This window comes from Streptococcus sp. NSJ-72, from assembly GCF_014334035.1.
GTDB classification, from domain to species: domain Bacteria; phylum Bacillota; class Bacilli; order Lactobacillales; family Streptococcaceae; genus Streptococcus; species Streptococcus constellatus.
In genome coordinates this window covers 1,487,944-1,504,127 of sequence record NZ_CP060489.1, presented here as the reverse complement: position 1 = coordinate 1,504,127, position 16,184 = coordinate 1,487,944, and the positions used below count along the sequence as shown (strand labels likewise).

General features: G+C 37.4%; 14 protein-coding genes and 1 pseudogene. All 15 read left to right on the top strand.

What is annotated here, in order from left to right; all coding sequences use genetic code 11:
* Positions 1-269 precede the first annotated feature (269 nt).
* Entirely contained in the window at positions 270-425 is a 156-nt protein-coding gene (locus H8787_RS07320; protein WP_001035198.1) for a hypothetical protein, read from the top strand.
* 98 nt (positions 426-523) lie between these two features.
* Positions 524-2,188, top strand: coding sequence for a recombinase family protein (locus H8787_RS07315; protein ID WP_081528341.1), 1,665 nt, complete (start codon positions 524-526; stop codon positions 2,186-2,188).
* Entirely contained in the window at positions 2,188-3,855 is a 1,668-nt protein-coding gene (locus tag H8787_RS07310) for a recombinase family protein (RefSeq protein ID WP_081528342.1), read from the top strand. Before H8787_RS07315 ends, H8787_RS07310 begins: the two co-directional genes overlap by 1 nt.
* A complete protein-coding gene (locus tag H8787_RS07305; protein ID WP_081528343.1) occupies positions 3,848-5,341 on the top strand; it encodes a recombinase family protein in 1,494 nt (497 codons plus the stop codon). Before H8787_RS07310 ends, H8787_RS07305 begins: the two co-directional genes overlap by 8 nt.
* Entirely contained in the window at positions 5,332-7,125 is a 1,794-nt protein-coding gene (locus H8787_RS09960; RefSeq protein ID WP_222848862.1) for an Eco57I restriction-modification methylase domain-containing protein, read from the top strand. The genes H8787_RS07305 and H8787_RS09960 overlap by 10 nt, the downstream gene beginning before the upstream one ends.
* A 280-nt stretch (positions 7,126-7,405) precedes the next feature.
* Positions 7,406-8,530: pseudogene (locus H8787_RS10235) on the top strand (recombinase family protein).
* A complete protein-coding gene (locus tag H8787_RS07290) occupies positions 8,530-8,937 on the top strand; it encodes a hypothetical protein (protein ID WP_003068598.1) in 408 nt (135 codons plus the stop codon). The pseudogene H8787_RS10235 and the gene H8787_RS07290 overlap by 1 nt, the downstream one beginning before the upstream one ends.
* A gap of 148 nt (positions 8,938-9,085) precedes the next feature.
* Positions 9,086-9,841, top strand: coding sequence for a DeoR/GlpR family DNA-binding transcription regulator (locus H8787_RS07285; protein WP_003068600.1), 756 nt, complete (start codon positions 9,086-9,088; stop codon positions 9,839-9,841).
* Positions 9,842-10,025: 184 nt separating this feature from the next.
* The gene (lacA, locus tag H8787_RS07280) at positions 10,026-10,451 is read left to right on the top strand and encodes a galactose-6-phosphate isomerase subunit LacA (RefSeq protein WP_003068602.1); all 426 of its coding nucleotides are present in this window, start codon (positions 10,026-10,028) and stop codon (positions 10,449-10,451) included.
* A gap of 16 nt (positions 10,452-10,467) precedes the next feature.
* Complete coding sequence (gene lacB / locus H8787_RS07275) at positions 10,468-10,983, top strand: galactose-6-phosphate isomerase subunit LacB (RefSeq protein ID WP_003068604.1); 516 nt, start codon at positions 10,468-10,470, stop codon at positions 10,981-10,983.
* A gap of 12 nt (positions 10,984-10,995) precedes the next feature.
* Positions 10,996-11,925, top strand: coding sequence for a tagatose-6-phosphate kinase (locus H8787_RS07270; RefSeq protein ID WP_187327775.1), 930 nt, complete (start codon positions 10,996-10,998; stop codon positions 11,923-11,925).
* A 3-nt stretch (positions 11,926-11,928) separates the two neighbouring features.
* The gene (gene lacD, locus H8787_RS07265; RefSeq protein ID WP_003068609.1) at positions 11,929-12,909 is read left to right on the top strand and encodes a tagatose-bisphosphate aldolase; all 981 of its coding nucleotides are present in this window, start codon (positions 11,929-11,931) and stop codon (positions 12,907-12,909) included.
* A gap of 391 nt (positions 12,910-13,300) precedes the next feature.
* Positions 13,301-14,134, top strand: a complete 834-nt coding sequence (locus H8787_RS07260; protein ID WP_003068611.1) for a PRD domain-containing protein — start codon at positions 13,301-13,303, stop codon at positions 14,132-14,134.
* A gap of 20 nt (positions 14,135-14,154) precedes the next feature.
* Positions 14,155-14,472: a PTS lactose/cellobiose transporter subunit IIA gene (locus H8787_RS07255; RefSeq protein ID WP_002894735.1), complete on the top strand. Its 318-nt coding sequence runs from the start codon at positions 14,155-14,157 to the stop codon at positions 14,470-14,472.
* Positions 14,472-16,178, top strand: a complete 1,707-nt coding sequence (locus H8787_RS07250) for a lactose-specific PTS transporter subunit EIIC (protein WP_187327774.1) — start codon at positions 14,472-14,474, stop codon at positions 16,176-16,178. Before H8787_RS07255 ends, H8787_RS07250 begins: the two co-directional genes overlap by 1 nt.
* Positions 16,179-16,184: the final 6 nt, after the last annotated feature.

Genomic DNA, 16,184 nt, shown 5'->3' with positions numbered 1-16,184 from the left:
GAATTATGACCTACGCCAAGACTTTTCTGCTGAGAAATTGGTTTAAATGAATACTGGTAAGTGCCAAGGATAAAAGAAAAAGAGCGATAAATAGGAATACATAAAGGATAGGTGTGGCAATCTATCTCTGTGATACGAATGGTGATAATGATACTTCAATAGTTTAAGCCGGCTCGTCTTAATAAGGGGCGGTGGTGAGATTCCAATGTAGCAGCCAATGCACCTACCAATGTCATAAAACTTATTATAAAAATAGTGAGGTTAAGACTATGAATAAGAAAAAAGAAGTTAAGAAAGATAAGGATAAGAAGCAAATAGCCGATGATTATTCTAAGAAAATAACCTACTCTACGAGCGAAAGTGAAAAGCTTGATTTACTTGATATTGTTGAGATGTATCTATGTAAATCTTGTGTCAGAATTTGAGGGGCTGACAAAGAGAAATAGGGTGCGGTAAAATATAGGTGGTAGAAGTAATCTTCCGAAATGACTATTTGCCAAAATATCATTTTAGGAGGATTGTTATGAGAAATACTGCGTGTATGTATCTTCGTCTTTCAAGAGAAGATGGGGACAGTAATGAAAGTAACTCTATTTCAAATCAAAGACAAATAATCAAATCTTACGCTAAAGAAAAGAACATAGATCTATCTTATGAATATGTAGATGATGGATATAGTGGTTCTAATTTTGAGCGTCCAAATTTCAAGAATATGATTGATGACCTGAATAAAGGAAAGTTTTCTATCATTATGGTAAAAGACTTATCTCGTTTTGGTAGAGATTATATTGAGTCTGGGAAGTATCTGCAAAAGATATTTCCTGAAAAAGGTATTCGCTTCATATCTGTAAATGATAACTATGATAGTGATAATGCAGATGTTAGTGATACACATTTAATACTTCCAATTAGAAATTTTATCAATGACAGTTATTGTCGAGATATTTCTATGAAAGTGAAATCATCAAAAGAGGTGAAAAGGAAGAATGGCGAGTTTATTGGATCATTTGCTCCTTTTGGATATAAGAAAGATGATAAGAACAAACATCAGCTTGTAGTTGATACAGAAGTAGCTCATATCATTGAGCGAATATTTAATATGAAAATAGAGGGTTATTCCTCAAAGGCTATTGCCGACTTTCTAAACAGTATTGGAACAGTTACACCATCAAAGCACAAAGAAAATAATGGTGATAACTTCAATACTGGTTTTGTTGTGAAAAAAGCAAAGTGGGATGCTAAGATGGTAAACCGTATTATTTCAAATAAGGTTTATATTGGTGTCCTGGAACAAGGAAAAACCACAAAGTTAAATTATAAATCAAAGCACGAAGTCGATGTTTCCAAAGAAGACTGGATAACAATAGAAAATGCTCATGAAAGCATAGTATCAAAATCCATCTTTGCACTTGCAAACAAAATGCTACTTCGTGATGTGAAACAGTCTAAAGATAAGCCATATATATTATCAGGTATGCTTTATTGCAAAGATTGTGAAAGTCCTATGATTAGGCGAAAAGTAAGAGATAAGATTTTCTACATTTGCTCTGAATATAACAATGCTGGAGAGTGTTCAAGACATAGTGTAAAAGAAGACTATGTTACTCATGCAACTATTCATGCATTAAATGAATATCTATCTAAGTACAATGAACTGCTTAAAAAAGTTAGCGAAATAGATGTGTCAAAGTTTAAATTAAAAGTTGATTTTGAGTCATTATATGCAGAAAAAAGAAAGCATGAAAGACTTAGACAATCTCTTTACATGGATTTAGAAGAAGAACTTATTACGACTGAGGAATTTGAACGATTTAGAAAAAATTATCTTATCAAGATTAGAGAAATTGAGAAACAAATTATTACAAAGCAAAATATCGTAGATGAACTGAAAATGAAGATAAACGATAAAGGTAGTTTCGTTTCTGAGATAGTTCCTAATCCTGAAAATGGTGAACTGAATCGATTGTCTTTAGTGTCTTTTATAGATCGTATTGAGATTGGAGAGGATAATGCAATTAACTTTGTCTTCAACAATATTGAAACAGTGAATCTGCTTCAAGCGATTGTAGATAGTGATAAGGTCGAAGCTAAGGATACACATAATGCAAGACTAATATCAATGGGCAAGTTATTTGGTGAGCATTTAGAAAGAGTTGAACCTAAGCTTGCAGTTGGAGGTGTTTGTTAATGGCAAGGACTTCCAAAAGATATATAAGAAAAAACGAAGAACAAGCACAAAAAGTATTCTATAAAGCAGGAGTATATACAAGATTATCCAGTGAAAGAAAAGAAGAATGGCGTGAGAAATCATCGTCTATCGAAACACAGGTGCTTTGTTGTAAAGAGTATGCTTTAAAGGAAAATATCAAAGTCGTAAATATTTACACAGACTATGAATATAGTGGGACAAATTTTGAAAGACCACAGTTCCAGGAAATGATGCAAGATATTCGTGAAAGAAGAATTAATTGTATTATCATAAGGGACTTATCAAGACTTGGAAGAGAATATCTTGAGATGGGAAGACTCATAGACAAGGTATTTCCGTTCTTGGGAGTAAGGTTTATTTCTGTTAATGATAAGGTTGATACCGTTAAGGATTTAGACTCAAAGAAGTCATTTGAAGTAACTCTTAAGAATATCGTCAATGATATGTATGCTAAAGACATTTCTGTAAAGATAAAGACAAGCAAACATAATAGGGCAAGAAATGGATATTTTATTGGTTCTGTTCCGCCCTATGGATATAAGGTAGTGAAATTAAAAGAGGGACAGAAGTTAGAAGTTGATGAGAATGTTCGATTCATTGTTGAAGAAATGTTCCGACTAACACTTGGAGGGAAAAGCCAATATGAGGTTGCAAAACACTTTAATACTATGGGTTATGCTACAGGAATGGTCTATTACAAAACAGGTAGAATTTATAGACGGGATGGTGATCCGCAGTGGAATAAAGGTACTATTTCCAAAATGCTTACTAATAGAACTTATACAGGAACTTTGGTGCAAGGCGTTAAGCAACAAAATCTTGCAAAAGGAATGAAGCAACAATTTGTAGATGAAAGCCAGCATATTATATATGAAAATGCTCATGAACCTATTATCTCAAAAGAAGACTTTGAAAAAGTGCTGCAAGGGCGAGCAAATAGATTAAAGAACAATGCTTTTGGTGCAGAGATGCATAACTTTGAAAGAGATTATGAGAATAGATATAAGGGCTTGATTTTTAATAATGCAACAGGTAAGGAACTTTATCGAAGAACCAGAATTTACGGGACAAACCATGATAGGCTTTATTACTCTTTTCAAAACGATACTTGCACAGGCAAGATAGATAACGAAGTAGGAGTATTTATTATGGAAAGAGAGCTTGATAAGGCAATGTCTGAAAAGGTAGCAGAGTTTATTACTAAGGCTACAAGCAAGGCAAAGCTAATAGAAAGAGTGTCTGCTAGGTTTTTTGAAAGTATAGATAAGCTAAACGAAGATATTTCAAAGCTTAAAATTAAGACAGAGAAGGAAGAATTCCTAATTCAAAAAGCTTATGAAGAATATAGCTTAGGCAAGATTGATAGGGAAGTATATAGCCTTAAAAGAGAGATTACTCTTAGCCATATTGCAACAATCAATAATGAAGTTATTGCTATTGAAAAGGTTGTAAAAGACCTTGAAAGGGATAAGAAAATATCTATTAAGTGGATTAAGGACGTATTTTCGGCAAAAAAGGTTGAAAAATTACCATCTGATTTAATTCATAGCTTAGTGGAAAAGATAATTGTCTATGGCAATCATAACTTTGAAATAATCTTTAAATTTAATATGGATAGTTTGATGGGAGGTGTTAATATTGAGTAAAATTGCACTTTACATTAGATTATCTGTAGAAGATCAGATGAAGAAAGATGAGAGCGAAAGTATCATCAATCAAAGGTATTTCCTGAATGATTTTCTTGATAGAAATGATGAATTTAAAAGTTTTCAAAGAGAAGAATACATTGATGACGGATATACAGGTACAAATGAGAAAAGACCATCTTTTCAAAGAATGCTAGAAGGAGTTAAGAATGGTAAAATCAATGCCATAATTGTAAAAGACTTATCGAGATTTATGAGGGATTATATTTCGCTCGGTGATTATCTGGAGAATATATTTCCTTTTCTTGGTATTAGATTTATTGCGATTAATGATGGCTATGATAGTGATAAGGAAAAAGGGAATGGAACAGACCTTGATATTCAGTTTAAAGGTTTGCTATATGACTTTTATACAAAAGATATTTCGCAGAAAGTAAAGACAGTTACTACAGAACTTAAGAAGCAAGGAAAGTTTCTTGCATGGAGTCCAGCATTTGGTTATATGAAAGATCCAGATGATAAGCACAACATCATTATTGATGATAAGACAGCTTGGATTGTGAGGAAGGTATATGACTTAGCACTTACAGGACTTGCATCAAGAAAGATTGCAGCAGTTATGAATGAAGAGAATATACCAACACCAAACGAACGTAAAAAAGAACTTACAAATATGGATTATGAATATAACATAGTATCATCAGATACAAGAGATGCACCAACATGGACAAATGGTACAGTGGTAGATATTTTATCCAATGAAAATTACACAGGCACTTATGTCTTCAATATGCAAGAAAAGTCGGTATTGACTCCTGGTAGTTTTAAATTTAATCCTAAAGAAGAATGGGGTAGAGTTTATGACCACCATGAAGCTATCGTTTCAAGAGAAGAGTTTGAAAGGGTTCAAGCTATCAAAGAAAATAATAGTTTCTTAAAAGGGAAAAATACTGACTATACATGGAGAAAGCATTCCCCATTACAAGGCTTCGCAAGATGTCCTACTTGTAACCATATTCTGGGACTTACTCAATCAAAGTTTAAACGACCGGATGGAAGCATGAGAATACACAAGTATTTTCATTGTAGGATCTGCAAGTGTAATAATGTTGAACATAAAAACTCAAGAGTTGATAAATTAGAGGAACAGGTGCTTTCGCTTATTAAAGAGAAATATGGTGAAGTAGAAGTAAAGCTCAAAGAAAAAATAAGCATTAAAGATATAGAGAAAAAGATAGAAAAGCTTCAGGCAAAAAAGATGTCTGATTTTGAAAAATATAAACTTGGGAAAATGACGAAAGTTAAGTTTGTAGAAAGTAAAAATCAGATAGATAATGAAATTAGTAAGCTAGAAGAAAAGATAAAACTATCTTCTAACGAAACAGAAGTAGTAACAGATAATGAACTTACACGAGAACTTATGGAAAAGTATGTTGAGTCGGTTATCTGTGAAGGCAGTATAGTTCAAAAAATCATATGGAAATAGACGCAAGAGGGAGTGAGAAATCACTCTCTTTTTGCTATCTAAAAATAGACAATATATTTTGTGTCAGTCGCTTGACACGAGAGGGCTCTGGAACTTTTATATTTAAATCTATTGAGCTAAAACGTAATGCTGGTACAGACCTAGGACAAATAATTCGTACGGTTAAAGGTTTTGATATAAATCCACTGGCCGTACAAACTGCTAAAACAAATTATATATTGTCAGTTTTGGATTTACTTTCATTGGATTCAGAATTTCACATCCCTATATATTATAATGATGTATTAAAATTAAATTGCCCAGTGGATAGTTCACAATCAAAAAACGAATTTGTAAATAATGTCTTAGATTCAAAGAGAAGGGACCTCAATATTGTTGAAGAGCTTGATAGGGTAGATTTAGTAGCAGGTAATCCACCTTGGGTAAATTGGGAGTACATGCCTGAAGAATATAGAAAATTGAATCAACACTTGTGGATTGACTATAATTTATTTTCAGCAAAAGGTAGAGATCTAAGTTTTTCAAAAGAGGATATATCAGTTCTAATTACTTATAGAGTGATTGATAGATTTTTAAAATATGGTGGCATACTCGGATTTGTAATCAGACAAGGAGTTTTTAAATCTTCATCAAACGGAGTAGGGTTTCGACATTTTTATGTTAAAGACCTTTTTGAATTAAAGGTATTACGGGTTGATGATTTATCAAAAATAAAAGTATTTGATAATGCAAGTAATACTACGGCAATGTTTTTCTGTAAAAAGGGAGAAAGAAATACTTACCCAGTTCCATACTATTTTTGGGAAAGGAGACATAATTTAAAAAGATTTAGCTATAATTCTTATTCTACATTAAAGGAAGTAGAGAGTCAGATTAATATTAAACCTCAAATTGCAGTACCTGCAATTGAAGATGATTTAACATCATTATGGCTAACTACAGAAGAGAATAAATTGTATGAACTAAAAAAAGTATTAGGGAGCAATGACTATCAGGCAAGAACTGGTGTATTTACAGGTGGTGCGAATGCAGTATATTGGCTTGATGTTATTTCTCGAAAGTCTGACTTAGTGAAAGTAAGGAATATTACAACTCGAGCAAAACGAAAAGTCGAAGATATACAGATGGACATAGAGCCAGAGTATATTTTTCCAATGTTAAAAGGGAGTAACGTAAGAAAGTGGAGATATGAATATAATTCATACTTACTATGCCCACATTCTATGGAAACGAAAATGTGGCCAATCTCCGGAGAAGAATTAAAACAATCCAATCCTAGGACTTATAGCTACTTAGAACATTTTAAGAATAATCTAGATAGTCGAAAAGGTTTTGCAGGTTGGGAAAAAGAAATACAAAGAAAAGAGTTTCACGCAATACTAAGAGTAGGAGAATATACATTTTCTAAATATAAAGTTGTCTGGAAATATATTGCATCAGAGTTTATCTGTGCGGTGGTAAGTGAAGTTGAAGATACGTTGTTAGGCAAGAAGATGCTGTTGCCTAATGAAAAAGTAATGTATGTTAGTCTTGATAATGAGTTAGAGGCTTATTACTTATGTGGTGTATTAAGCTCTTCTCTTATAGCAGAATGCGTGCAATCATATATGAATCCAACAAGTATATCAGCGCATGTTCTAGATAAATTAAATATTCCTAAATTTGAGGCTAACAATACTATTCATTTACAAATTGCTCAAGCTTGCAAACAGGGGCATTTAGATGGAGATATCATAACAAACACCAAAATTATAGATAGCCTTATAATGGAATTAGTGAAATAATACAATCTAATCTAGGTTATGTTAAAATTTAATTTCCTATGTCTATAGAAATGACTTTGAGAGATAAGGTTGCAAAATAGATTGTTTTAAATAACCCATATGCCAATTTCTTAACAAAAAGGAATTAGAGTCAGTATTTCTTAAAAATGTGATTCTGAGTCTTTTATAGTTTCATCAGAGTCTTTTTATTCATTTTCTTAATTACAATTTTATTGATATGCTTCTAATCCCTCACTTCTTTTCTTATAATAAAGCTGCAGATTTCTGGAAAGGAGGAAAAATGGTCAAAAGGAGTTCTAAGAAATTAACGAAGAAGCAAGAGCGTATCCGTAATGCCTTTGAATCTGAAAGAACGGTAGAGGTCATTCCAGCAGTTGTGCAGAATGCTAGCTTGGGAGAGCAGAAGATCCGTGTGGCAGCTTATTGTCGGGTGAGCACTTTTGATGAATCCCAATCAGGTAGTTTTGAACTGCAGAAACAAACTTATTTGGAACGGATTCAGAATACTCCCAACTGGGAGTTGGCTGGTATTTATGCTGATCAGGGCGCATCTGGTACTACCATTAAGCATCGTGAGCAGTTTCAAAAAATGCTTGAAGACTGTAGGCAAGGGAAAATCGATTTGATACTGGTCAAGAGTATCAGTCGGTTTGCTCGGAACCAGCTTGACTTCATCAGTATCTACCGAGAGCTGAAAGCTTTACCTCGTCCAGTAGGTATTTTAATAGAAGACATAAATCTAAATACGCTGGATACCAAAGGTGAGCTGGTATTAGGAGTTATGTCTATAGTAGCTCAAGGCGAGAGTGAACAGAAGAGTGCTTCAATTACCTGGTCGATTATTGAGCGTTTCAAATGTGGCATTCCGATTATTCCGACACATAACCTTCTGGGCTACACCAAGGACAAGTATGGTTAAATCGTGATTGATGATTCGGAAGCCAAGGTAGTAAGGTATATCTATGATTCCTACATGAACGGCAGGACTGCGCGTGAGATTGCTGATGCGTTAATGGAGCACCATATTCCAACGGTCACCGGACTTGAAAACTGGTCTACCCTTGCTGTCAACAATATTCTTAGGAATGAGAAATACAAGGGTGAGATTATTATGCAGAAAACCTATACGGTAGACTGCTTTAGTCATAAGACACGGAAGAATAATGGTGAACGGCCGAAATACCGACTGAGAAATGGAATTCCTTCAATCATATCTGACTCTGACTGGAGTTTAGTACAAGAGCTACTCTCTCAACCGAGAAGAAGAACGAAATCTGCAAAGTTAGCTGTTGTGCCAAAACTCTATGTAAAAAAAGTGAAGTCAGGTATACTGAAGGATTTTATTGTACTCGATTCTTTATGGAAGAAGAAGGAGATTCGAACTGTATTTAAAGGAGAAGAGTGATGAGATTTTCAGACTACGACTTACAGGTTATTACCATTGAGAAAAATGCCAGTGATTACAGTATGACTGTAAACAAGAACTTTGTGACCTTTAGTAAGGCCATAGCTGCTGAGCTGAATTACCCAAGTCATGTCATTGTGGCCTTCAACAAGGACACAAAGGTTATGGGAATTCAAGTTTGCCATGCCAATACCAAAGGCGCTTATGAGTTCTGCAAGTCTAAGAAGGTTAGAAAAGGTGTGGTTCAGATGGTGAACAAGAACCTGAAAGAAGCTCTCTTGACCATCATGCCAGATTGGGAAAGTAATAAACGCTACAAAGTACCAGGTATTCACATTGCTGAAGATAGGGCCTTTGTCTTTGAATTAAAAGGCTATGAGGTTCTTGAGGACTTTAGAAAGAAATAAATCTAAATCAAAGCAAAAAAAGAGGTAGAGCCTATCCAGACTCTGCCTTTTTATAATGAGTAAATTATGTTTAAAATAAACATAATATGTGGAGTTTTCACAAAAAAAGAGTTATAATGAAGAAAAAGAGAAAAGGAAGGAGTTAGCCATGAATAAGAATCAACGATTGGATGAATTAGTAAAATTAGTTGATAGAGCGGGTTCTGTCACCGTTTCAGAAATTATGGAAAGTTTGAAAGTTTCTGATATGACAGTGCGACGTGATTTGACTGAGCTGGAAAAACAAGGAAAAATAACCCGTATATTTGGAGGAGCTAAAAGTAATAAACCTTCACCATACCGTGAGATTCCCCATGAGGAAAAACTTTTCAAAAATATTGAAGCAAAGCGAACTGTCGCAAAAAAAGCTGTGGAGTATATTAAAGATGGGGATACGATTTTCCTTGGTCCGGGCACCTCTGTAGAAGTGCTGGCTGAAGAAATTTCCAACCGAAATCTGCGTGTGATCACCAACTGTCTGCCTATCTTTAATGACCTGCTCAAGAAAAAATCAGATACCTTTAAAGTCTTTCTTCTGGGTGGGGAGATGAGGGAAGCCACCCAGGCTTTTGTGGGGGAAATGACCAACGCTATCATGGACCGTATGTACTTTACAAAGATGTTCTTTAGTGGCAACGGCATTAAGAATGGTCAAATCATGACTTCCTCTTTTGAAGAAGCCTATACTCAAAAACTAGCTTTGGAACGCTCGACAGAATCCTATCTTCTCATAGACTCGTCTAAGGTTGGTAAAGAAGATTTTACCACTATCTGTCCCTTGTCTGAAATTACAGCTGTCATCACGGATCAGACTTCTGATACCTCACATGAGGAATTGGAAACCTATACCAAAGTTATTTCATAAGGAATTCGAAAGCCCTGAATCGGGGCTATTTGTTTGTCTTTCACATCTTTTAAAATATTTGATTAAAATAAACAAAAAATGTTGACAGATAACCGAAAAAGGAGTATATTATGATTATAGAAAACAGATAGTGATTTATTTAAACACAATTCTGTTAAAAACAATCAAATAAAGGAGAACGCTCATGGCAATTATTATTGGAGCAGATGCTGCTGACAGCAAGCTGAAAGATGTGGTCAAAGATTTTCTCGTTGGGGAAAACTTTGAAGTGGTGGATGTGACCAAAGATGGTCAAGACTTTGTCGATGTGACTTTGGCAGTTGCAGCAGAAGTCAATAAGCAAGAAGAGAATCTTGGGATTGTCATCGATGCTTATGGAGCAGGCCCATTCATGGTCGCAACCAAGATTAAAGGAATGGTAGCCGCAGAAGTTTCTGACGAACGCTCAGCCTATATGACCCGTGGCCATAACAACTCTCGTATGATTACGATGGGCTCTGAAATCGTTGGAGAAGGCCTGGCGAAAAACATTGCTAAAGGCTTTGTCAATGGCAAGTATGACGGTGGCCGCCACCAAATCCGTGTCGACATGCTCAACAAGATGTGCTAAGAAAAGGAGAATTCAAATGAAAATTGCAATTGGATGTGACCATATCGTAACCAACGAAAAAATGGCAGTTGTTGACTTCTTGAAATCAAAAGGCTATGAAGTACAAGACTACGGTACTTACGACCATGTTCGGACTCATTATCCTATCTATGGGAAGAAAGTCGGTGAAGCAGTCGCTAGTGGCAAGGCAGACTTGGGAATTTGTATCTGTGGTACTGGGGTAGGTATTAACAACGCAGTAAACAAGGTACCTGGTATCCGCTCAGCTTTGGTGCGGGACATGACCTCAGCTCTCTATGCCAAAGAAGAACTCAATGCCAATGTTATCGGTTTTGGCGGTAAAATCACTGGTGAACTTCTCATGTGTGATATTATCGAAGCCTTCATTCATGCAGAATACAAACCAAGTGAAGAAAACAAGAAACTGATTGCCAAGATTGCTCATGTTGAGAGCCAAAATGCTGATCAGACCAATCCGGATTTCTTCAAAGAATTTCTTGAAAAATGGGAGCGTGGAGAATACCACGACTAGTGAGGTAGGCTTATGATTCTTACAGTTACTATGAATCCTTCGATTGACATTTCTTATCCCTTAGATGTCTTTGAATTAGATACGGTCAATCGTGTGGCAGAAGTCAGTAAGACGGCCGGCGGCAAAGGTCTCAATGTGACCAGGGTTCTGGCAGAAATTGGAGATAATGTTGCTGGAACAGGGCTAATCGGTGGCACCAATGGCGATTTCTTACTGCAGCACCTTCCTCAAAATACTCAAGCCTACTTTTATGAGATTGCTGGAGATACAAGAAACTGTATCGCCATTCTCCATGAGGGGCAGCAGACAGAAATTTTGGAGGCTGGACCAACCATTGCACCAGAAGAAGCGAATGGCTTCTTGCACCACTATCGGTCTTTGATGAAAGCAACTGATGTAGTTGCCATTTCCGGAAGTTTGCCTGCGGGGTTACCGACTGATTTTTATGTTCAGTTAGTTGAAATTGCCCACCAATTTGGCAACAAAGTAGTCCTGGACTGTTCAGGTGCTGCACTTCAAGCAGCCTTGGAATCGCCTGTTAAACCAACAGCCATCAAACCCAATAATGAAGAATTGTCTCAATTATTAGGCCGGGAAGTTTCCAAGGACTTGAATGAACTGAAGGAAGTTCTTTCGGAACCGCTTTTTGACGGAATCGAATGGATTATTGTATCGCTCGGGGCAGGTGGTGCTTTTGCCAAGCATTGGGATACTTTCTACAAGGTGGATATTCCTAAAATTGAAGTAGTCAATCCAGTTGGTTCTGGTGATTCTACGGTTGCGGGTATCTCCTCTGCCTTAAGTCATCAGGTGGATGATCAGTCTCTTTTGAAAAAGGCAAATGTCCTGGGGATGCTCAATGCCCGGGAAAAAATGACCGGGCATGTCAATGTCTCTAACTACGACACTCTATATAATCAAATTACAGTGAAAGAGGTATAAAGAATGGTATTAACAGAACAAAAACGTAAATATATGGAAAAACTGTCTGACGAAAATGGCATCATCTCAGCTTTGGCTTTTGACCAGCGTGGCGCTTTGAAACGTCTCATGGCTCAATACCAAGAGACAGAGCCAACAGTGGAACAAATGGAAGAACTCAAAGTCTTGGTTGCAGAAGAACTGACTCCATATGCTTCCTCTATGCTGCTGGATCCTGAATACGGTCTGCCTGCTACAAAGGCTTTAGACAAAAATGCAGGTCTCTTGCTTGCCTATGAAAAGACCGGCTATGATACTTCCAGCACCAAACGCCTGCCAGACTGTCTGGATGTTTGGTCCGCAAAACGTATCAAAGAACAAGGTGCAGATGCTGTTAAGTTCTTGCTCTACTATGATGTAGATAGCTCTGATGAACTCAACCAACAAAAGCAAGCCTATATTGAACGTGTGGGTTCTGAGTGTGTGGCAGAAGATATTCCATTCTTCCTTGAAATCTTGGCTTATGATGAAAAAATTGCGGATGCGTCTAGCGCAGAGTATGCTAAAGTAAAACCTCGCAAGGTTATTGAAGCGATGAAAGTCTTCTCTGATCCACGGTTTAACATTGATGTTCTGAAAGTGGAAGTGCCAGTTAATGTGAAATATGTAGAAGGCTTTGGCGATGGAGAAGTAGTGCATACGAAAGAAGAAGCAGCTGCCTTCTTCAAACAACAGGATGAAGCAACTAATCTTCCTTATATCTATCTGAGCGCTGGTGTAGCAGCTAAGCTTTTCCAAGAAACTCTGGTCTTTGCCCACGAATCTGGTGCTAACTTCAACGGAGTGCTTTGCGGCCGTGCAACTTGGGCCGGCAGTGTCAAAGACTATATTGAGCAAGGGGAAGAAGCAGCTCGTCAATGGCTCCGGACAAGCGGCTTTCAAAATATTGATGAGCTCAATCAAGTGCTTAAGCAAACAGCGACTTCTTGGAAAGAAAGAGTCTAATTCTGCTATTTTATAATGAAATTTTTAACAGCTCTGATTTAAAATAGAAGGGGGAAATAAAAATCCAACGTAAGCGTTTCTGCATAAAATAGAGCTTCTGGAAATTTCCTAAAATAGGATCAGTCATTGGTATCCATTTAGGGAGAGTTATCAATGACTGATTTTCGTTTAAAATCACCAAAAAAAGAAAAAAATGTTTAAAAAGCTCAAAGAAAGGGTTTACAAATTATTAACCTTATGATATACTATAGTCACAAGTTAATAAAAGGTGAATGTTAGTAACTAAGATTACGCATGATCACAGACGAATTAGAGGTAAAAAACTTTCTAAGGGTGTTTGTGGTCATTTTTTATTTTTACAATTCTTGAATATTCAAGTAAGGAGGTTACCATGTATCGGATTCTAAATCCAATGAACCACAATGTCGCTCTTGTCAGAAATGAAAAGGGGGAAGAGTTGGTCATTGTTGGGAAGGGAATCATTTTTGGTAAAAAGAAGGGTGATTTTATCCCAAAAGAAAAGGCTGAGAAAGTCTTTCGGATGAAAACGGAGGAATCGAGAGAAAACTTTGTGAGTCTTCTCAAAGATGTTCCGCTGGATTTCATCACTGTGACCTACGAAGTGATTGACAGTCTTTCAAGGAAGTACAGCTATCCGGTTCAAGATTATATCTATGTCACTTTGACGGACCATATCTACTGTTCTTATCAAGCAGTACAACAGGGACGCTACAAGGACAGCGCTCTTCCAGATGCTAGAGAGAAATATCCAGTTCCTTATCAAATCGCTCAAGAAGCAGTTACTATCTACAGAGAGCGCTTGTTAGATACTTTCCCTGATGATGAGGTAAACCGAATAGCCTATCACTTTATCAATGCCGAGGGCAATTCTGATCCTGAGGGGCAAAGCCATCTGGATAAGCGAAAGGAAATCCTGGGAGCTGTGGAAGCTGAGTTAAGGAAGAATGATATTAGAAGAACGGCTGAAAACAGCAACTTCTATGACCGCTTCATGATTCACTTAAATTATTTCTTAGACTATTTAGATAGGAGTCGGGATGATAATGTGTCACTCCTTGAAATGGAAAGTCAGATAAAGCTGACTTATCCAGAAGCCTATCAAATTGGAAGTACCATTTACAAGATTGTCGCTCAACAAACTGGAGTAGATGTATACAACAGTGAGCGAGTCTACCTTGTTTTACATATTCAACGATTACTTTAACTAAAAAAGGAGGTTCTGTCATGAACAGAGAAGAAGTAACATTACTTGGTTTTGAAATTGTAGCCTATGCAGGCGATGCCCGTTCCAAACTGTTGGAAGCCTTAAAGGCTGCAGAAGCGGGAGATTTTGCTAAGGCAGATGCCTTGGTGGAAGAAGCCAATGGCTGCATCGCTGAAGCTCATCATGCTCAGACCAGTCTCTTGACAAAAGAAGCTGCTGGCGAGGACTTGGCTTACAGTGTGACCATGATGCACGGCCAGGATCACCTAATGACTACTATCTTGCTAAAAGACATGATGCACCATTTGATTGAACTATACAAAAGAGGAGTAAAATAATGAACAAACTCATCGGACTTATTGAGAAAGGGAAGCCTTTCTTTGAGAAGATTTCTCGGAATATCTATCTCCGTGCTATTCGGGATGGCTTTATCGCTGGTATGCCAGTCATCCTCTTTTCATCTATCTTTATCTTGATTGCCTATGTGCCAAATGCTTGGGGCTTCCACTGGTCTAAGGACATTGAAACTTTCCTTATGACTCCTTATAGCTATTCGATGGGGATTCTGGCATTCTTTGTAGGCGGAACAACCGCTAAGGCTCTGACAGACTCTGTCAATCGTGATCTGCCAGCGACAAACCAGATTAACTTCTTGTCTACGATGCTGGCTTCCATGGTCGGCTTCCTCCTGATGGCTGCTGAACCTGCTAAGGAAGGTGGCTTCCTGACTGCCTTTATGGGAACCAAAGGTCTTTTGACAGCTTTCATCGCAGCCTTTGTAACGGTTAATGTCTACAAGGTTTGTGTGAAAAATAATGTCACCATTCGTATGCCAGAAGAAGTTCCACCAAATATTTCCCAAGTATTTAAGGACTTGATTCCATTCACTTTGTCAGTGGTTATCCTTTATGCCTTTGAACTGATTGTTAAAGCATCTCTTGGTGTAACTGTTGCAGAATCTATCGGTACGCTTCTGGCTCCTCTCTTCTCTGCAGCTGATGGTTATCTCGGAATTACCCTTATCTTTGGTGCTTATGCTTTCTTCTGGTTTGTGGGTATCCATGGTCCATCAATCGTTGAACCAGCTATTGCAGCCATTACTTATGCCAATATCGATGCCAACCTGCACTTGATTCAAGCTGGTCAACATGCGGATAAGGTCATCACCTCTGGTACACAAATGTTCATCGTTACCATGGGTGGTACTGGTGCAACCTTGATTGTTCCATTCCTCTTCATGTGGCTCTGTAAATCAGAACGAAACAGGGCTATCGGACGTGCCTCTGTTGTTCCTACCTTCTTTGGAGTTAACGAACCAATCCTCTTTGGAGCTCCTATCGTATTGAATCCAATCTTCTTCATTCCATTCATCTTTGCCCCAATTGCCAATGTCTGGATTTTCAAATTCTTTGTCGATACCTTGAACATGAACTCCTTCTCAGCTAACCTTCCATGGGTAACCCCTGGACCTCTGGGAATTGTTCTTGGTACCAACTTCCAACTCTTGTCATTCGTCCTTGCGGCTCTTCTGGTTGTAGTGGATATTATCATCTACTACCCATTCGTCAAGGTTTATGATGAACAAATTCTGGAAGAAGAACGTTCTGGTAAATCAAACGATGCTCTGAAAGAAAAGGTTGCGGCTAACTTCAATACAGCTAAAGCAGATGCGATTCTTGAAAAAGCAGGTGCTGCAGAAAAAGCTCCAGCTCAAAATAATATTACAGAAGAAACAAATGTCCTTGTTCTTTGTGCTGGTGGTGGGACCAGTGGTCTCTTGGCTAACGCTCTCAATAAAGCGGCAGCCGAGTACAATGTCCCTGTTAAAGCAGCAGCTGGTGGCTACGGAGCTCACCGTGAAATGCTTCCTGAGTTTGACCTTGTTATCCTGGCTCCTCAAGTCGCTTCTAACTTTGAAGATATGAAGGCCGAGACAGATAAATTAGGCATCAAATTAGCTAAGACAGAAGGAGCACAATATATTAAGCTCACTCGTGATGGACAAGGCGCTCTGAAATTTGTTCAGGAACAGTTTGAAGACTAAATCAGT

Coding starts and splice junctions, on each gene's coding strand:
- H8787_RS09960 (WP_222848862.1), top strand. CDS start 5,332: ATGGAAATAGACGCAAGAGGGAGTGAGAAATCACTCTCTTTTTGCTAT.
- lacB (WP_003068604.1), top strand. CDS start 10,468: ATGAAAATTGCAATTGGATGTGACCATATCGTAACCAACGAAAAAATG.
- H8787_RS07290 (WP_003068598.1), top strand. CDS start 8,530: ATGAGATTTTCAGACTACGACTTACAGGTTATTACCATTGAGAAAAAT.
- H8787_RS07315 (WP_081528341.1), top strand. CDS start 524: ATGAGAAATACTGCGTGTATGTATCTTCGTCTTTCAAGAGAAGATGGG.
- H8787_RS07260 (WP_003068611.1), top strand. CDS start 13,301: ATGTATCGGATTCTAAATCCAATGAACCACAATGTCGCTCTTGTCAGA.
- H8787_RS07250 (WP_187327774.1), top strand. CDS start 14,472: ATGAACAAACTCATCGGACTTATTGAGAAAGGGAAGCCTTTCTTTGAG.
- H8787_RS07320 (WP_001035198.1), top strand. CDS start 270: ATGAATAAGAAAAAAGAAGTTAAGAAAGATAAGGATAAGAAGCAAATA.
- H8787_RS07255 (WP_002894735.1), top strand. CDS start 14,155: ATGAACAGAGAAGAAGTAACATTACTTGGTTTTGAAATTGTAGCCTAT.
- lacD (WP_003068609.1), top strand. CDS start 11,929: ATGGTATTAACAGAACAAAAACGTAAATATATGGAAAAACTGTCTGAC.
- H8787_RS07270 (WP_187327775.1), top strand. CDS start 10,996: ATGATTCTTACAGTTACTATGAATCCTTCGATTGACATTTCTTATCCC.
- H8787_RS07310 (WP_081528342.1), top strand. CDS start 2,188: ATGGCAAGGACTTCCAAAAGATATATAAGAAAAAACGAAGAACAAGCA.
- lacA (WP_003068602.1), top strand. CDS start 10,026: ATGGCAATTATTATTGGAGCAGATGCTGCTGACAGCAAGCTGAAAGAT.
- H8787_RS07285 (WP_003068600.1), top strand. CDS start 9,086: ATGAATAAGAATCAACGATTGGATGAATTAGTAAAATTAGTTGATAGA.